The following is a 16,857-nucleotide window of genomic DNA, read 5'->3' as shown; positions in this document are numbered from 1 at the left end:
GGCAATGAGGGGGCGGCAATAAGCCCTCGCACGTTTTTTGCCAAAATGCTTGCGCCCCTCGGTCCGGATGGCTATAATCTTCTTTCTTCGTTGGCCCGGTAGCTCAGTTGGTAGAGCAGCGGATTGAAAATCCGCGTGTCGATGGTTCGATTCCGTCCCAGGCCACCAGAATGCAGCCCCAGGAGATCGTTCGATTCCTGGGGCTTTTTCGTTGCTTGCGTTTGCGCTTTCCTTGCCGTGCGAGTTGTCCGCGGCGTCGCAATGTGCGCCGCGTGCGCGGCGGTATCCGCGGCATAAGCGTGACGCCGATGTTGGCGCGAAAGCCGCGGCCTATACTGCCTGAGCTGACTGAGCCGGCGCGCACCCGCGCGGCGTCGGCTGCGCCGGCCGCATCGGCATCGTGGCCGGGCCGCCGCACGGTGCCGCCAGAAGCGGGCGTTCGCGCGGAAATCTCAATCACGGAGTTTCACGGTGACTCGAACTGAAGCCAAAGGCGCGCTCGTGCTGTTTTCCGGCGGCCAGGACTCGGCCACGTGCCTCGCATGGGCGCTCGACCGCTACGAGACCGTCGAGACGCTCGGCTTCGACTACGGCCAGCGTCATCGCGTCGAACTGGAGTGCCGCGAGAGCTTCCGCGCCGGCATGGCGCGTGCGTTCCCCGCATGGGGCCAGCGTCTAGGCGACGATCACATGATCGACCTCGCGGTGCTCGGCGCGATCAGCGACACGGCCATGACGCGCGAGATCCAGATCGAAACGGCCGCGAGCGGCCTGCCGAACACCTTCGTGCCGGGCCGCAACCTGATGTTCATGCAGATCGCGGCGGCCATCGCGTATCGGCGCGGGCTCAAGGTGCTCGTGGGCGGCATGTGCGAAACCGACTTTTCGGGTTATCCCGATTGCCGCGACGACACCATGAAGGCGCTGCAAGTCACGCTCAATCTCGGCATGGACGCGCGCTTTCAGCTTGAAACGCCGCTCATGTGGCTCGACAAGGCCGACACCTGGCGTCTCGCGGAGCAGCTTGGCGGCGCGGCGCTCGTCGACATGGTGCGCGTGGAAACGCATACCTGCTACCTGGGCGAGCGCGCCGAACTGCACGCGTGGGGCTTCGGCTGCGGCGAGTGCCCGGCGTGCAAGCTGCGCAAGCGCGGCTACGAGGCGTATCTCGCGGGCGAGAACGTGACGGAAGCGCCGGTTTGAGCGCCGGCCGGGCGTCCGCCGAGGCATAGTCGGCCGACGTGGCCGACCTCGGCAGCCGGCATCGACGGTGAACAAGGCAAGACGCGCACGGGCGGCGCGGCTTGCCGGGCGATCGTGGCCCAATCGGCTTAAAATCGCGCCCGAAACGCACGCTCCCCATGAGCTTTACTCCGGCTGCAATCCGGGCCGCAATTCAGGCAGCACCATGACTTACGCCGTAAAGGAAATTTTTTACACGTTGCAGGGCGAAGGCGCGAACGCCGGGCGCCCGGCCGTGTTCTGCCGCTTCGCCGGCTGCAATCTGTGGTCGGGCCGCGAGGAAGATCGCGCCGAAGCCGTGTGCCGCTTCTGCGATACCGATTTTGTCGGCACCGACGGCGAGAATGGCGGCAAGTTCCGCACGCCCGAGGAACTGGTCGCGAAGATCGCCTCGCTGTGGCCCGAAGGCGAGCGCCATCGCTTCGTCGTGTGCACGGGCGGGGAGCCGATGTTGCAGATCGACCCGCCGTTCGTCGACGCGCTGCACGCAGCCGGCTTCGTGATCGCCATCGAAACCAACGGCTCGCTGCCGGTGCTCGACACCATCGACTGGATTTGCGTGAGCCCGAAGGCCGACGCGCCGCTCGTCGTCACGAAGGGCAACGAACTCAAGGTGGTCGTGCCGCAGGAGAACCAGCGGCTCGCCGAGTACGCCCGGCTCGATTTCGAGTATTTTCTCGTGCAGCCGATGGACGGACCGTCGCGCGATCTGAACACGAAGCTCGCCATCGACTGGTGCAAGCGCCACCCGCAGTGGCGCCTTTCGATGCAGACTCACAAGTATCTGAATATTCCCTGAAGAAGCGCCGTGCTGACGATCACCCGAAAACTCGAATTCGACGCGGGCCACCGCATTCCCGACCACCGCAGCCAGTGCCGCAATCTGCACGGCCACCGCTACGTGCTCGAAATCACGCTGCAAGGCGATCTGGTCGAGACCGAAGGCGCGCCGGACCGCGGCATGGTGATGGATTTCGCCGACGTGAAGTCGCTCGCGAACCAGCATCTCGTCGACTTGTGGGACCACGCGTTTCTGGTCTTCGAAGGCGACACGCAGGTGCGCGGTTTCCTCGAAACGCTGCCGGGCCACAAGACCGTCGTGATCGACCGCATTCCGACCGTGGAAAATCTCGCGGCCACCGCGTTCGGCATTCTGGCCGAAGTCTACGACGCGCATTACGGCGTGAATCTGCGCCTTCACAAAGTGCGCCTCTACGAAACGCCGAACTGCTGGGCCGAGGTCGTGCGCGACTGATACGCGCGATGGTTCCGATCCGCGCAAGGCAGGTTCCGCGCGGGCCCGCGCACTTTTGGCGCGGTATGATCGCTCCGGCAAGGTCCGCCGCATTCGCGCGCGCGGCCGACAACACTTAACGGAGCGAGACATGCGGGCTGCCGCGCCGCCGGGAGAACCCGGCCGCGCGCCACGCGCACGCTCGCCGGGAGCACGGCGATGAGCACCTTCACCAATCCCCTCAAGGAACGCCTCAAGGAAGCGGAGCCGCTTTACGGCCTCTGGCTTTCGATGGGCAGCGAAACCGCCGCCGAGGCGCTCGCGCACGCCGGCTTCGACTGGCTGCTCATCGACATGGAACACACGCCCAACGACAGCGCCGACACGGTTGCGCAACTGCGCGCGATCGCGGCCGCGCACCTGCCCACGGAGCCGGTCGTGCGCGTGGCGAGCAGCGAGCCGTGGCTCGTCAAGCACGTGCTCGACGCGGGCGCGCGCACGGTGATGTTCCCTTGCATCGAATCCGCGGAAGACGCGGCGCGCGCGGTGCGCCTCACGCGCTACCCCGACGCGGGCGCGCCCGACGGCGAGCGCGGCGTCGCGGGCGCGGTGCGCGCGGCGGCTTACGGCATGCGGCGCGATTACCTGCGCAATGCCAACGCGCAGATCGCCACGCTCTTGCAGATCGAAACGGCGCGGGCCGTCGAGCAGGTGGAGCGGATCGCGGCGGTGCCGGGCGTGGATTGCCTGTTCGTCGGTCCCGGCGATCTTTCCGCGAGCCTCGGGCATCTCGGCGACGCGAAGCATCCCGACGTGACGGCCGCGATGCAGCGCATCGTCAAGGCCGCGCGCGACGCGGGCGTGGCGGCGGGCATCTTCGCGATGGACCCGGCCGGTGCGAAGCAGTATCGGGAAATGGGTTTCAACTTCATCGCGCTCGCCGCCGACGTCATGTGGCTCGTGCGTGCGACGCGGCAAGCGCTTCAGGAGGCGCGTTCATGAGCGGTTCGAAAGCGAGGTATCTACGGGCGTTCGCGCTGGGCGGCATGACGGCGGCGGCGTTCGCGCTGAGCGCCGTCGCCGTGGAGGCGGCGCAGGCGGCGCAAGCCGCGAAATCGCAGGATGCGCAAACCCAAGGTGCGGAAACCCAAGGTGCGGAAACCAGAGGCGGCGTGCCCGTCGCGCCCATCGACCCGCAAACGGCGAACGCCGTGGCGGACTACAACGCGGGCAATCTGGGCGTGGCGCGCAGCGAGTTCCTGGCGGCCGCGCGGCACGGCAGCCGCCTCGCCGAATTCAACTACGCGATGATGCTGATGAACGGCGAGGGCGGCGCCGCCAATGCGGACGAAGGCCGCAAGTGGCTGCGCAAGGCCGCCGACGCGAACATGTCGCACGCGCAGTACGTCTACGGAAAAATGTACGACGACGGCGAGTTCGTCGGGCGCGATCCGGCCGAGGCGCATCAGTGGTTCCTGAAGGCGGCGAAGCAGGGCCACACGCAGGCGCAGCTCGCGCTCGCCAATCAGTTCCTCGACGGGCGCGGCACCGCGCGCGACAACAAGCAGGCGTTCTACTGGTACAAGAAAGCGGCCGAAGGCGGCGACATGACGGCGCAATACGTGGCCGGCTCGTTCTACGAGCGCGGCGGCGACGGCGTGACGAAGAACATCAACGTCGCGCGCGCGTATTACGCGGCGGCGGCGGCGCAGGGCGATCCGGCCGCGCGGCTCAAGTTTCAGCAGTTGAGCGATCAGTTGAAGAAGGCGGCGCCCGCGCAATCGCAGTGAGCGCGCCCGGGCGGCGCATGCCGCGACGCAAAAGCAAACGCGCCGGTCGATGCCGGCGCGTTTTTTTATCCGCGAAAGATGGGGCGGACGTCAGCTCTGCATCAAGCGCTTCTGGCGCCCCACGCTCATGATGAGCCCGATGGCGACGCCGAGCGTGGTGAGCGCCGTGCCGCCGTAACTCATGAACGGCAGCGGCACGCCCACCACGGGCAGAATGCCGCTCACCATGCCGATATTGACGAACGCGTAGGTGAAGAACGCCATCGTGAGCGAGCCGGCCAACAGGCGGCCGAAAAGCGTGGCGCCGTTCGCCGCGATATAGAGCCCGCGCGCGATCAGCAGCATGTAGAGCGTGAGCAGCACGATGCCGCCCGCCATGCCGAATTCCTCCGAAAACACCGCGAAGATGAAGTCGGTGTGCTTTTCGGGGATGAACTCCAGATGCGACTGCGTGCCCTTGAGCCAGCCCTTGCCGAGCGGGCCGCCCGAGCCGATCGCGATCACGGCCTGAATGGTGTGGAAGCCCTTGCCGAGCGGATCGGAAGTCGGGTCGAGCAGCGTGCAGATGCGGTGCTTCTGGTAGTCGTGCATGAGCGGCCAGTTCACCTGCGGCTGGCAGATCTTGTCCTGGAATGCCGCGATGGAGCCCACGGCAATCACGCCCGCAATGAGCACCGGCACGATCAGCTTGAACGAGAGCCCCGCGAAGTAGATCACGAACACGCCCGAGGCGAACACGAGCACGGCGGTGCCGAGGTCCGGCTGCTTGGCGATCAACCCGACCGGCACGAGCAGAATGACGAAGCCGACGAGAAAGTCGTACCAGCGCATCACGCCTTCGCGGCGCTGGTAATACCACGCGAGCATGAGCGGCGTGGCGATCTTGAGAATCTCGGACGGCTGAATCACCACGCCCACGTTGATCCAGCGTTTCGCGCCCTTGCGCGTCAGGCCGAACGCGGCCACGGCCACCAGCAGCGCGATGCCGAAGGTGTAGATCGGCACGGCGAACCGCATGAGCGTGTTGGGCGGCACGTTGGCGAGCGCCCACATCAGCACGAAGGTGAGCATGATGTTGCGCAACTGGTCTTCCACGCGGCCGGGCACGTCGAGGCTCGCGCTGTAGAGCGTGACGATGCCCACGCACAGCAGCAGGAACACGGTGAGCGCGAGCGGCCGGTCGAAGCCGAGGAACATCTTGCGCAGCGTGTCGAGCACGGCGCGTTTGTCGATCTTGTCGAACTGGAAGAAGGGCATGAAAACTCCTTACTCGTCGATGCCGCCGGTCGCGGGCCTGGGCGGCGGCGCGAGCGTGGCCGCGCCCGGCGCGCTTTCGGGGCGGCGCGGACGATGCGGGCCGGGGCCGAAATGGCGCGGCACCGAGGCGGCGCCGGGACGGCCCGGCGCATCGGGCGCATTGGAGGCGTCGGCGCGGTTCGCGGTGCCGCCGTTCACGGCGTCGGTGGCGGCGGGCGCGTCCGGGGCGACATTCTGGCGCGGCTTGCCGTTCGCGGCGGTGTTCGCGCCGTTATTGGCCGCGCCGCTCGTTGTGTTATTCGCCGATTTGCCCGCCGCGTGGCCCGGCCGGGGGGCCGAAGCCGCGCGCGCGGCGTTCGCGGCGGCGCCCGATGCAGTGTTCGCGGCTCCGTTCGCGGCGGCGTTCGAGCCATCGGCACCGGCACCGGCGGCGGACGCCGCCGAGGCCGGCGCGGGCGGCGGCGCCGTCACGGGCACGGGCAGCGGCGTGAAGCCGGCCGCGACCTTCACGGGCAGGGACGTGGACGCCGACGCGGGCGCGGGTGCTGGCGAGGGCGCCGAACCCGCCGAAGCGCCTGAAGCACTCGAAGCACCGGAAGCCGCCGCCGCGCCCGCATCGCCCGGCGCGGTGCCGATTTGCGGCGCGGACGCGTCCTCGGTCGCCGACGCGGCGGCGGCCACGGCCGCCTGCTCCACGCCCGGCTTCAGGCGATCGACCAGCCAGTAGTCGAGCACGCGCCGCGCGATCGGCCCGGCGGACTGCGCGCCCCAGCCGCCGTTTTCGACGATCAGCGCCACGGCGATCTGCGGCTTTTCCGCCGGCGCGAACGCGATGAACAGCGCGTGGTCGCGCAAGTGTTCGGCCAGCGCGTGCGCCTGGTACTTGTTGCCTTGCAGCGAGAACACCTGCGCCGTGCCGGTCTTGCCCGCCGACGTGTACGGCGCGTTGCGGAACACCTGGTACGCCGTGCCCGACGGGTTCATCGTCACGTTTTCCATGCCGCGCTTCACGACGTCGATATCCGACTGCTTCACGTCCAGGCGCCCGCTTTCGCTCGGCACCGTCAGATGCTCGGCCTTCGTGATGGGATTCTCGATTTCCTTCACGAGGTGCGGCTTCATCAGAATGCCGTTGTCGGCGAGCGTGGCCGTGGCGTGCGCGAGCTGGAGAATTGTGAACGAGTTATAACCTTGCCCGATGCCGAGGCTGATCGTCTCGCCTTCGTACCACCTCTGCTGCTCGGGCTTGCGGTACGCCTTGCGCTTCCATTCGGTCGAGGGCAGGATGCCGCGCGCCTCGCCCGCGATGTCGATGCCGGTGAGCTGGCCGAAGCCGAGCGGCTTCATGAAGTTCGCGATGTTGTCCACGCCCAGATCGTGCGCGAGCATGAAGAAGTAGGTGTCGTTCGACACCATGATCGCGCGGTTCATGTCGACCCAGCCCTGGCCCGAGCGCACGTCGTTGTTGAAGCGGTGGCCGCCGAACATGTAGTAGCCGGGGTCCGAGAAGCCCCATTGCGGCGTGCGCTTGTGCAGCGTGAGCGCGGCGAGCGCCATGAACGGCTTGTAGGTGGAGCCGGGCGGGTAGGTGCCGTGCAGCGGGCGGTTGAGCAGCGGGTGATCGGGCGAGTTGTTGAGCTCGTCCCAGGTTTGCTGGTCGATGCCGTCGACGAACGAGTTCGGATCGAAGCTCGGCGCGGAGACGAACGCGAGAATGTCGCCCGTGGCAGGCTCGATCGCGACGAGCGCCCCGCGCTTGCCCGCGAACGCCTGCTCGGCCACTTGCTGCAAGCCGATGTCGAGCGACAGCACGAGGTTGTTGCCGGGCGTGGCCTGGGTGCGCGAGAGCGTGCGCACGGGGCGCCCGCCCGCCGTCACTTCCACTTCCTCGAAGCCCGTCAGGCCGTGCAGCTCGGTTTCGTAGCTCTGCTCGACGCCGATCTTGCCGATGTAGTCGGTGCCATTGTAGTTGTTGGCGTCCAGACGCGGATCGTAGTGCTCGGGATCGCTGTCGTTCTTGTCGGAAAGATCGTCGATGCGGTCCTGATCGCGCTGCGAAATACGGCCGATATAGCCGATCACGTGCGCCGCCGTGGGGCCGAGCGGATATTGGCGGAACAGGCGCGCGCGCACTTCCACGCCGGGAAAGCGGAAGCGTTGCGCGGTGAAGCGCGCGACTTCGTCGTCGGTGAGGCGCGTGCGGATCGGCAGGCTTTCGAAGTTCTTGGAATCTTCGAGCAGCTTCTTGAAGCGGCGGCGGTCGCGCTGGTCGATCGGGATCACGGTCGAAAGCTGGTCGATCGTGTTGTCGAGCGTGTCGGTGAGCTTCGAGGGCGTGATTTCGAGCGTGTACGCGGAGTAGTTCTTCGCGAGCACGACGCCGTTGCGGTCGGTGATGATGCCGCGATTCGGCACGATCGGCGCGACCGAGATGCGGTTTTCGTCCGCCTGGAGCGAATACTTGCTGTGATTCCACACCTGGAGATAGAGGAAGCGGAATGCGATCAGCCCGAAGCAGACGAACACGAACAGCCCGGCCGCCGCGACGCGCAGGCGGAATTTCGAGAGCTGCTGCTGGGTGTCCTTGAATTCGGTCATGCTGTCAGACCGCGGCCCCGCTGTTCCAATCGCGAGGAACGGCGGGCCGGGGTGCGTAAGAGGTAGTCAAGCGGGTCTTCCTGCGGCGAGCGGCGCGGGCCGCTCAGATCGGCCGCGTGTCGTCGGGATCGACGGGACGGCGCTGCGGCAACAGCAGCAGCACGCTCGCGATCGGCCAGAGCACGGCTTCGACGAAACCGCTGACGAGATACCCCCAGCCAGGAAACGATGCGCCCATCAGCAGGCGGATCACGAAAGGCACGACCTGCGCGCCCACGAGCATCGGCGTGACGGCGAACATCTGCAAGCCGAGCGACATCCACAGCACGCGGCGGTGAATGGTGATCGCGCCGTACGAAAGCAGCGTGTACGCGAGCGCGTGCTCGCCGAGCAGGTTCGCGTTGTGGACGTCCATCAGCAAGCCCAGCAGGAACGCCACGCCCATGCCGACCTTGCGCGGCTGATGAATGTTCCAGAACAGCAGCACGAGCGCGACGAAGTCGGGCACGCCGGGCAGCTTGCCCCACGGCAGCAGGTTCAGCAGGAACGCGGCCGCGAGACTGAAAACGATGAAGTACGGGTTGACCGGCTGAAGAATGTATTGCGGACGCGGCATCACTGGCCCCCTTGCGCGGCTGGCGGTCTGGCGGCCGGCTTTGCGGACGGAGTTGCAGCCGGTTTCGTCGTTGGCCTCGCGGCCTGCTTTTCCGTGGGCCTCGCCGGTTCCGTGGCCCCGGGGCGGGTCGCGGGTTTGGTCGCCGCGGCTGCGCTGGCCGCCGAGGCGCCCGCGCTCGCGGCGCCCTTTTTAGTGTCGTCTGCCTTCTTGTCGGCGGCCTTGTCCTTCGCGGCGCTCTTGCCGGACTTCTTCTTGTCCTTCGCCTCGGCCGCCGCGGCGGCTTCCTCGGCCACGATCGGGTTGGGCGGCACCTGCGCGACGAAATGCAGCACCAGCACCTCGCGCGCGCCGCGCACGGCCGCAAGCGGCAGGCAAACCACTCGCGCGAACGCCGTGTCGGCCTGTTTGTCCACGCGCAGCACCTTCGCCACCGGCAACCCTTGCGGATACACGCCGTCGAGGCCGCTCGTCACGAGTTCGTCGCCCGCTTGAAGGTCGGCGCTGATCGGCACGAAACGCAGGTCGAGCAGATCGCCCTTCGCCGTGCCGTAGATCACGCTGCGCAGGCCCGTGCGCACCACTTCGACGGGCACGGCCTGGTCTTTGTCGGTGACGAGCGTGACTTCCGACTGCATGGGAAACACGCGCGTGACCTGGCCGATCACGCCGTCTTCGGTGACGACGGGCGAGCCGTCCTGCACGCCCTGTTGCGAGCCGCCGCCGATCACGACCTTCTGCGTGAACGGGTCGCGCGTGTCGTACTGGATTTCGGCGGGCGTGGTTTGCGCGCCGATGCGCTGCGAAAGCTGCAAAAGCGCGCGCAGATGCGCGTTTTCGGCGGCGAGCGACGCGGCTTGATTGGCCTGCTGCGAAAGCCGGAGGTTGCGCGACTGGAGCTGGGTGTTTTCCGCGCGCAGCGTGGAGCTTGTCACGGCCAGATCGGCGGCGCCCATAAAGAGATCGCGCGGCACGAGGGCCGCGCGTTGCAACGGATAAAGCCCCGCGCCTAGCACGCCGCGCACGATCTCGAGCGTCTTGAAGCGGGCGTCGGAGACCAGCAGCGCGATCGACAGCACGACGAAGAAGATCAGCCGTGCGAGTGCCGAAGGGCCTTGCTTGAACAGGGGCGGCGGACTGTATTCCATGGTCGGCGCCGGGGGCGTGTGCGGTTCGGTGAAACGGGAGGTGATACAGCGGCGCCCCGGAGGGCGCCCCAAAGCGGGCGGCACAGCGGCGCGGGCCGCCGTGCTCTCAACTTCGCGCGTTCAATTGCTTGACCGCACCGCGTGCCCGAGCGCGGATGCGCCGCGCGCTTACTCGTACGAGAAGATGCTGCCGAGCTTGTCCATGCGTTCGAGCGCCATGCCCGAGCCGCGCACGACGCAGGTGAGCGGATCTTCCGCCACCAGCACCGGCAGGCCGGTTTCCTCGGCGAGCAGGCGGTCGAGGTCGCGCAGCAGCGCGCCGCCGCCCGTCAGCATCATGCCGCGTTCGGCGATGTCGGCGCCCAGTTCCGGCGGCGTTTGCTCGAGCGCGATCTTCACCGACGAAACGATCTGGTTCAGCGGGTCGGTGAGCGCTTCGAGAATTTCGTTGCTGGAAATCGTGAAGCTGCGCGGAATGCCTTCCGACAGATTGCGGCCCTTCACTTCCATTTCCTTGACTTCGGAACCCGGGAACGCCGAGCCGATTTCCTTCTTGATGGCTTCGGCCGTTTGTTCGCCGATCAGCATGCCGTAGTTGCGGCGGATATAGTTGACGATGGCTTCGTCGAACTTGTCGCCGCCCACGCGTACCGAGCCCTTGTAGACGATGCCGCCGAGCGAGATCACGCCCACTTCGGTCGTGCCGCCGCCGATGTCGACCACCATCGAGCCCGTGGCTTCCGAAACCGGCAGGCCCGCGCCGATCGCGGCGGCCATGGGTTCTTCGATCAGGTACACCTGCGAGGCGCCCGCGCCGTGCGCGGCTTCCTTGATCGCGCGGCGCTCGACCTGGGTCGAACCGCACGGCACGCAGATGATGATGCGCGGCGACGGCGAGAACATGCGCGACTCGTGGGCCGTCTTGATGAACTGCTTGATCATCTGTTCGGTCACGGTGAAGTCGGCGATCACGCCGTCCTTCATCGGGCGGATAGCCTCGATGTTGCCCGGCACCTTGCCGAGCATCTGCTTGGCTTCCTTGCCGACGGCCTGAATCGTCTTCTTGCCGTTCGGGCCGCCTTCCTGGCGGATGGACACGACCGAGGGTTCGTCGAGAACGATGCCCTTGCCGCGCATGTAGATGAGGGTGTTGGCGGTGCCGAGATCGATCGCCAGATCGTTGGAGAAGTAGCTACGCAGAAAACCGAACATTCAAAAATCCTGTCTCGCTTGTGGCCGTCCCTCCCAGATGCGTGGACGAGGGCGGCAGCGGAAAAAATAACAGCCTCAGGGCGGGCGCAGCGCGCCGCTGCGAAGCGTGCCCCCGGGAACATGGCGGGTGCCGCGTGGGGCGCGCCGCCAGTGAAACGAGGGGCCTGAGACTACGGGGATGATTACCGGAGGCAGCCTCGCGGCGCTGCCCGTTGGGTCCATTCTGGCCGCATCGTGCTGCGTACAGAACTGAAAGGCGGGCGCAAGGCGGTCCGGGTTTGGGTCGAACGCGTAATGATACCTTATAATTTTGCCTGTTTTGCAGGATCCGGGAGGCAGTTTTTGACCTCGTCGAAGCTTTCCTCCATCGCCGGATCCGGCGCAATAAACCGCTGTTGCAGCACTGGATTTCCGCACTGCCGCAGCCACTTTTTCGGTGACCGCATGGCCCTGACCCTGAACGATGTGAAGCGTATCGCGCACCTCGCGCGCCTCGAACTGGCCGACGCCGAAGCCGCCAACACGCTCGACCAGCTAAACGGCTTCTTCGGCCTCGTCGAGCAGATGCAGGCCGTGGACACGACCGGCATCGCGCCGCTCGCCCATCCGATCGAGCAGATCGAGGATGTTGCGCTGCGTTTGCGCGAAGACGCCGTGACCGAAGTCGTCGACCGCGCGGCGCTGCAACGTCCCGCGCCCGCGGTGCAGGACGGACTTTACCTCGTGCCGCGCGTGATTGAGTAAACCGCGCAGCACTTTTTAGCTATTTTCGAAATCCTTCGAGTCGTCGGAACGATTCGAAAAACACGCGAAACACGCGAGAAAAACGGCATGGACTCCGAAGTTTCGAAACGCGCGTCCGCCACGGCCGGGCGCGGCGCTCTCGAACGGCGCCGCCCGCGCCGGATTCATCGCCGAATACACCGTGACGTTCTTTCAGGAATCACGCAATGCATGACAAAAGCTTGACCGAACTGCGCGCCGCGCTGGCCGCGAAGGAATGCTCCGCAGTCGAGCTGGCCCAGCACTTTCTGGGCCGCATCGAGGCGCACAAGGACCTGAACGCCTTCGTCGACGTCAATCCCGAATTGACGCTCGCGCAGGCAAGGGCCGCCGACGCGCTGCTGCACTCGGGCCACGCCGGCCCGCTCGCGGGCCTGCCGCTCGCGCACAAGGACGTGTTCGTCACGCGCAACTGGCGTTCGACGGCCGGCTCGCACATGCTTGCAAACTATGTGAGCCCGTTCGACGCCACCGTGGTCGAGCGGCTCGAGCGCGCGGGCATGGTCTGCCTCGGCAAGACCAACATGGACGAATTCGCGATGGGCTCGTCGAACGAGAACTCGTTCTTCGGCGCGGTGAAGAACCCGTGGGACACCAGGGCCGTGCCGGGCGGCTCGTCGGGCGGCTCCGCCGCGGCCGTGGCCGCGCGCCTCGCGCCCGCCGCCACGGGCACCGACACCGGCGGCTCGATCCGTCAGCCCGCGTCGTTCTCGGGCATCACGGGCATCAAGCCCACGTATGGCCGCGTGTCGCGTTACGGCATGATCGCGTTCGCCTCGTCGCTCGACCAGGGCGGCCCGATGGCGCGCGACGCCGCCGACTGCGCGCTGCTCCTGAACGCCATGGCCGGCTTCGACGAGCGCGATTCCACGAGCCTGCAACGCGACGACGAAGACTACACGCGCTTTCTTGGCAAATCCTGGGGCGAGGACGCCGGCGCCGGCAAACCGCTCGCGGGTTTGCGCATCGGCCTGCCGAAGGAATACTTCGGCGCGGGTCTCGCCGACGACGTGCGCGCCGCCATCGACGCCGCGCTCAAGACCTGCGAGTCGCTCGGCGCCACGCTCGTGGAAGTCTCGCTGCCGAAAACCGAGCTGTCGATTCCCGTGTACTACGTGATCGCGCCGGCGGAAGCCTCGTCGAACCTTTCGCGCTTCGACGGCGTGCGCTTCGGCCATCGCGCGGCGCAGTACGGCGATCTGCTCGACATGTACAAGAAGTCGCGCGCGGAAGGTTTCGGCCCCGAAGTGAAGCGCCGCATTCTGGTGGGCGCCTACGTGCTCTCGCACGGCTATTACGACGCGTACTACCTGCAAGCGCAGAAGATCCGGCGCATCATCGCGAACGACTTCCAGGAAGCGTTCAGGCAGTGCGACGTCATCATGGGGCCGGTCGCGCCCAGTGTGGCGTGGGACATCGGCGCGAAGGGCGACGATCCCGTGCAGATGTACCTCGCCGACATCTACACGCTCTCGACGAGCCTCGCGGGCCTGCCCGGCATGAGCGTGCCGTGCGGCTTCGGCGCGGGCGCGAACGCGCAGCGGCCCGTCGGTCTCCAGATCGTCGGCAACTATTTCAACGAGGCCCGCATGCTGCAAGTCGCCGACGCGTTCCAGCGCGCGACCGAATGGCATCGCAAGGCGCCGGCAGTGGCAGGGGTGCAAGCATGAGCACGCAATGGGAAGTCGTTATCGGTCTTGAGACGCACGCGCAGTTGTCCACGGCGTCGAAGATCTTTTCGGGCGCATCGACGCAGTTCGGCGCGGCGCCCAACTCGCAGGCCTGTCCCGTCGATCTCGCGCTGCCGGGCGTGCTGCCCGTGATGAACCGCGGCGCCGTGGAGCGCGCGATCCGCTTCGGTCTCGCGATCGGCGCGACGGTCGCGCCGCGCAGCATCTTCGCGCGCAAGAACTACTTCTACCCCGATTTGCCGAAGGGCTATCAGATCAGCCAGTACGAGATTCCGGTCGTGCAGGGCGGCAAAATCACCATTCAGGTTCCCGCCAACGAAAAGGCCGGCCGGCAAGCGTACGAGAAAACCGTCAATCTCACGCGCGCGCACCTGGAAGAGGACGCGGGCAAGTCGCTGCACGAAGACTTCGCGGGCATGACCGGCATCGACCTGAATCGCGCCGGCACGCCGCTGCTCGAAATCGTTACGGAACCTGAAATGCGCAGCGCCGCCGAAGCGGTTGCGTATGCGAAGGCGCTGCACACGCTCGTCGTGTGGCTCGGCATCTGCGACGGCAACATGCAGGAAGGCTCGTTCCGCTGCGACGCGAACGTGTCCGTGCGCCCGGTCGGCCAGAAGGAATTCGGCACGCGCGCCGAGATCAAGAACCTGAACTCGTTCCGCTTCCTCGAAGAAGCGATCCAGTACGAAGTGCGCCGCCAGGTCGAACTGATCGAGGACGGCGGCACGGTGGTGCAGGAAACGCGCCTCTACGACCCGGACAAGCGCGAAACGCGTTCGATGCGCAGCAAGGAAGACGCGCACGACTACCGCTATTTCCCCGACCCCGACCTGATGCCGCTCGTGATCGACGCGGCCTGGGTCGAGCGCGTGAAGGGCGAGATGCCCGAACTGCCCGCCACCATGCAGGCGCGCTTCGTCGAGCAGTACGGCGTGACGGCGTACGACGCGAACGTGCTCACGTCGAGCAAGGCGATGGCGGCGTATTTCGAGGCCGTGGTCGCGAAGGCCGGCGCGAATGGCGACAAAGGCCAGGCGAAGGCCGCCGCGAACTGGCTGATGGGCGAAGTCTCGTCGCAACTGAACCGCGAAGGTCTGGACATCGAAGCGTCGCCAGTCTCGGCCGCGCAATTCGCGCTGCTGCTCGCGCGCATCGCCGACGGCACGATCTCGAACAAGATCGCGAAGGAAGTGTTCCTTGCGATGTGGGACGAGAAGGCCACGGACGAAGCCGCCGCCGACCGCATCATCGAGGCGAAGGGCCTCAAGCAGATTTCGGACACCGGCGCGCTCGAAGCCATCATCGACGAAGTGCTGGCCGCGAACGCGAAGTCGGTGGAAGAATTCCGCGCGGGCAAGGAAAAGGCGTTCAACGCGCTGATCGGCCAGGCGATGAAGGCCACCAAGGGCAAGGCGAATCCGCAGCAGGTCAACGAGCTGCTCAAGAAGAAGCTGGGCTGATCGAGCGAAGGCACGGATTCGTGCCAGTTGCATTGAGCGAAGGCGGCGTTGCGCGTGACGTGTGACGCCGCCTCGTCGTTTCATGACGAGGTGAAAAGCATGCCGAAGACCCCGAAACCCGCCGCGAAGCTTGATGCGAATCTGGATGATTACCGCGTGCCGTTTTTCGGCGACAAGCAGGCAGCGGCCGGGTTCGCGCTCGAGGCGCTCGATCCGGGCGCGAAACCGTTTTCGACGGGCAGCAAGGACGGCGACCGCGCGCGCCTCTCCGCAATCGGCAAGCTGCTCGACGTGCAGCAGGAACGCCTGCACGCGCAGCGCCATCAACGTGTGCTGCTCGTGCTGCAAGGCATGGACACGAGCGGCAAGGACGGCACCATTCGCGGCGTGTTTCAGGAGGTCGATCCGCTCGGCCTGCGCATCGTGCCGTTTCGCGCGCCCACGGCCATCGAGGCGGCGCACGACTTTCTCTGGCGCGTGCATGCCCAGGCGCCCGCGGCCGGCGAACTCGCGATCTTCAATCGCAGCCATTACGAAGACGTGCTCGTGCCGCGCGTGACCGGGCAGATCGATCAGGCCGAATGCGAGCGCCGCTACCGGCAGATTCGCGACTTCGAAGCCCTGCTCGCGCAGAGCGGCACGACCATCGTGAAATGCATGCTGCACATCTCGAAGGACGAGCAGAAGCGCCGCCTGCAAGCGCGCATCGACGACGAAACGAAACACTGGAAGTTCGATCTTTCCGATCTCGAAGCGCGCAAGCACTGGGACGCCTATCAGGCCGCTTACGGCGATCTGCTCGCGGCCACTTCGACGCCCTGCGCGCCGTGGTACGTCGTGCCCGCCGACTCCAAGACGCATCGCAACGTGATGGTCGCCGAGCTGCTGCTGCGTTTGATGGACGGACTCAAGCTCGAATATCCGCCGGCCAAGTCCGAACTGAAGGGCGTGAAGATAGATTGAACGTGCGGGCCGGCGAAAACCCGATGCAACCCGATGCACCCGCCTCGCGCCGCGAGGCATCGCAAATCAAGAGGAAAACGACATGTTGCGTGTGATCACCGCGAATCTGAACGGCATCCGCTCGGCGGCGAAAAAGGGCTTTTTCGAATGGTTCGGCGAGCAAAAGGCCGACGTGCTCTGCGTGCAGGAAATCAAATGCTCGCAGGACGACATGACGCCCGAATTCCTCGCGCCGCACGACTTCAAGGGCTACTTCCAGCACGCGGTGAAGAAGGGCTACAGCGGCGCGGGCGTGTACTCGCGCCACGAGCCCGACGACGTGATCATCGGCTTCGGCAGCGCCGAGTTCGATCCCGAGGGCCGCTACGTGGAAACGCGCTTCGGCAAGCTTTCGGTGATTTCGGTGTACGTGCCTTCGGGTTCGAGCGGCGAGGAGCGCCAGGCCGCGAAGTACCGTTTCATGGACGAATTCATGCCGCATCTGGCCGAACTCGCGCGGGAGCGCGAAGTGATCGTGTGCGGCGACGTGAACATCGTCCACAAGGAAATCGACATCAAGAACTGGAAGGGCAACCAGAAGAACTCGGGTTGCCTGCCCGAGGAGCGCGCGTGGCTTACCCAACTGTTCGACGACGTGGGCTATGTCGACGTGTTCCGCACGCTCGACACGCGCGCCGAGCAGTACACGTGGTGGAGCAATCGCGGCCAGGCCTACGCGAAGAACGTGGGGTGGCGCATCGACTATCAGATCGCCACGCCGGGCATCGCGCACAAGGCGAAGCACACGTCCATCTTCAAGGACATCAAGTTCAGCGACCACGCGCCGCTCACGATCGACTACGACTACACGGTCGAGCGCTGAG

15 protein-coding genes and 1 tRNA gene are annotated in these 16,857 nt (G+C 66.3%); 11 read left to right on the top strand and 5 right to left on the bottom strand.

The window, feature by feature from the left end; translation table 11 throughout:
- The first annotated feature begins 92 nt into the window (after window positions 1-92).
- The 6 genes from U5805_RS21355 (at window position 93) to U5805_RS21330 (ending at window position 4,266) form a co-directional block, all read left to right on the top strand.
- Window positions 93-168 (top strand) — tRNA-Phe (locus U5805_RS21355).
- A gap of 303 nt (window positions 169-471) precedes the next feature.
- Complete coding sequence (gene queC / locus U5805_RS21350) at window positions 472-1,203, top strand: 7-cyano-7-deazaguanine synthase QueC (RefSeq protein WP_322105484.1); 732 nt, start codon at window positions 472-474, stop codon at window positions 1,201-1,203.
- 205 nt (window positions 1,204-1,408) lie between these two features.
- A complete protein-coding gene (queE, locus tag U5805_RS21345) occupies window positions 1,409-2,041 on the top strand; it encodes a 7-carboxy-7-deazaguanine synthase (protein WP_322105483.1) in 633 nt (210 codons plus the stop codon).
- 12 nt (window positions 2,042-2,053) lie between these two features.
- A complete protein-coding gene (queD, locus tag U5805_RS21340) occupies window positions 2,054-2,497 on the top strand; it encodes a 6-carboxytetrahydropterin synthase QueD (RefSeq protein WP_322105508.1) in 444 nt (147 codons plus the stop codon).
- Window positions 2,498-2,695: 198 nt separating this feature from the next.
- Window positions 2,696-3,478 carry an HpcH/HpaI aldolase family protein gene (locus U5805_RS21335; RefSeq protein WP_322105482.1) on the top strand — a complete coding sequence of 261 codons (783 nt, stop codon included), beginning with the start codon at window positions 2,696-2,698 and terminating at the stop codon, window positions 3,476-3,478.
- On the top strand, window positions 3,475-4,266 hold the full coding sequence (locus U5805_RS21330; protein WP_322105481.1) for a tetratricopeptide repeat protein: 792 nt from the start codon (window positions 3,475-3,477) through the stop codon (window positions 4,264-4,266). The genes U5805_RS21335 and U5805_RS21330 overlap by 4 nt, the downstream gene beginning before the upstream one ends.
- Window positions 4,267-4,356: 90 nt before the next feature.
- On the opposite strand, the gene rodA is transcribed toward U5805_RS21330, so the two are convergent.
- The 5 genes from rodA to U5805_RS21305 all read right to left on the bottom strand — a co-directional run bounded on the left by rodA (window position 4,357) and on the right by U5805_RS21305 (window position 11,094).
- Window positions 4,357-5,523 carry a rod shape-determining protein RodA gene (gene rodA, locus U5805_RS21325; protein WP_322105480.1) on the bottom strand — a complete coding sequence of 389 codons (1,167 nt, stop codon included), beginning with the start codon at window positions 5,521-5,523 and terminating at the stop codon, window positions 4,357-4,359.
- A gap of 9 nt (window positions 5,524-5,532) precedes the next feature.
- Window positions 5,533-8,121, bottom strand: coding sequence for a penicillin-binding protein 2 (gene mrdA / locus U5805_RS21320; RefSeq protein WP_322105479.1), 2,589 nt, complete (start codon window positions 8,119-8,121; stop codon window positions 5,533-5,535).
- 103 nt (window positions 8,122-8,224) lie between these two features.
- Window positions 8,225-8,737, bottom strand: a complete 513-nt coding sequence (gene mreD, locus U5805_RS21315; RefSeq protein WP_322105478.1) for a rod shape-determining protein MreD — start codon at window positions 8,735-8,737, stop codon at window positions 8,225-8,227.
- Window positions 8,737-9,882, bottom strand: a complete 1,146-nt coding sequence (gene mreC, locus U5805_RS21310; protein WP_322105477.1) for a rod shape-determining protein MreC — start codon at window positions 9,880-9,882, stop codon at window positions 8,737-8,739. The genes mreD and mreC overlap by 1 nt, the downstream gene beginning before the upstream one ends.
- Window positions 9,883-10,050: 168 nt before the next feature.
- Entirely contained in the window at window positions 10,051-11,094 is a 1,044-nt protein-coding gene (locus U5805_RS21305; RefSeq protein WP_004189550.1) for a rod shape-determining protein, read from the bottom strand.
- Window positions 11,095-11,538: 444 nt separating this feature from the next.
- Here U5805_RS21305 and gatC point away from each other — a divergent pair, with 444 nt between their 5' ends.
- The 5 genes from gatC (at window position 11,539) to U5805_RS21280 (ending at window position 16,856) form a co-directional block, all read left to right on the top strand.
- The gene (gatC, locus tag U5805_RS21300; RefSeq protein ID WP_322105476.1) at window positions 11,539-11,838 is read left to right on the top strand and encodes an Asp-tRNA(Asn)/Glu-tRNA(Gln) amidotransferase subunit GatC; all 300 of its coding nucleotides are present in this window, start codon (window positions 11,539-11,541) and stop codon (window positions 11,836-11,838) included.
- 206 nt (window positions 11,839-12,044) lie between these two features.
- Entirely contained in the window at window positions 12,045-13,547 is a 1,503-nt protein-coding gene (gene gatA, locus U5805_RS21295; RefSeq protein WP_322105475.1) for an Asp-tRNA(Asn)/Glu-tRNA(Gln) amidotransferase subunit GatA, read from the top strand.
- Entirely contained in the window at window positions 13,544-15,031 is a 1,488-nt protein-coding gene (gatB, locus tag U5805_RS21290) for an Asp-tRNA(Asn)/Glu-tRNA(Gln) amidotransferase subunit GatB (RefSeq protein ID WP_322105474.1), read from the top strand. Before gatA ends, gatB begins: the two co-directional genes overlap by 4 nt.
- 99 nt (window positions 15,032-15,130) lie before the next feature.
- Window positions 15,131-15,994, top strand: a complete 864-nt coding sequence (locus U5805_RS21285) for a PPK2 family polyphosphate kinase (protein ID WP_322105473.1) — start codon at window positions 15,131-15,133, stop codon at window positions 15,992-15,994.
- Window positions 15,995-16,076: 82 nt separating this feature from the next.
- On the top strand, window positions 16,077-16,856 hold the full coding sequence (locus U5805_RS21280) for an exodeoxyribonuclease III (RefSeq protein WP_322105472.1): 780 nt from the start codon (window positions 16,077-16,079) through the stop codon (window positions 16,854-16,856).
- Window position 16,857: the final 1 nt, after the last annotated feature.

Source organism: Paraburkholderia sp. J41 (assembly GCF_905220235.1).
Taxonomy (GTDB): domain Bacteria; phylum Pseudomonadota; class Gammaproteobacteria; order Burkholderiales; family Burkholderiaceae; genus Paraburkholderia.
The sequence above is the reverse complement of the archived record's forward strand: the minus strand, read 5'-3'. Positions and strand labels throughout refer to the sequence as shown.

Excerpts from the sequence above, each read along its gene's own strand:
- queE (WP_322105483.1), top strand. The coding sequence starts at position 1,409 with ATGACTTACGCCGTAAAGGAAATTTTTTACACGTTGCAGGGCGAAGGC.
- U5805_RS21335 (WP_322105482.1), top strand. The coding sequence starts at position 2,696 with ATGAGCACCTTCACCAATCCCCTCAAGGAACGCCTCAAGGAAGCGGAG.
- U5805_RS21330 (WP_322105481.1), top strand. The coding sequence starts at position 3,475 with ATGAGCGGTTCGAAAGCGAGGTATCTACGGGCGTTCGCGCTGGGCGGC.
- rodA (WP_322105480.1), bottom strand. The coding sequence starts at position 5,523 with ATGCCCTTCTTCCAGTTCGACAAGATCGACAAACGCGCCGTGCTCGAC.
- mrdA (WP_322105479.1), bottom strand. The coding sequence starts at position 8,121 with ATGACCGAATTCAAGGACACCCAGCAGCAGCTCTCGAAATTCCGCCTG.
- mreD (WP_322105478.1), bottom strand. The coding sequence starts at position 8,737 with ATGCCGCGTCCGCAATACATTCTTCAGCCGGTCAACCCGTACTTCATC.
- mreC (WP_322105477.1), bottom strand. The coding sequence starts at position 9,882 with ATGGAATACAGTCCGCCGCCCCTGTTCAAGCAAGGCCCTTCGGCACTC.
- U5805_RS21305 (WP_004189550.1), bottom strand. The coding sequence starts at position 11,094 with ATGTTCGGTTTTCTGCGTAGCTACTTCTCCAACGATCTGGCGATCGAT.
- gatC (WP_322105476.1), top strand. The coding sequence starts at position 11,539 with ATGGCCCTGACCCTGAACGATGTGAAGCGTATCGCGCACCTCGCGCGC.
- gatA (WP_322105475.1), top strand. The coding sequence starts at position 12,045 with ATGCATGACAAAAGCTTGACCGAACTGCGCGCCGCGCTGGCCGCGAAG.
- gatB (WP_322105474.1), top strand. The coding sequence starts at position 13,544 with ATGAGCACGCAATGGGAAGTCGTTATCGGTCTTGAGACGCACGCGCAG.
- U5805_RS21285 (WP_322105473.1), top strand. The coding sequence starts at position 15,131 with ATGCCGAAGACCCCGAAACCCGCCGCGAAGCTTGATGCGAATCTGGAT.
- U5805_RS21280 (WP_322105472.1), top strand. The coding sequence starts at position 16,077 with ATGTTGCGTGTGATCACCGCGAATCTGAACGGCATCCGCTCGGCGGCG.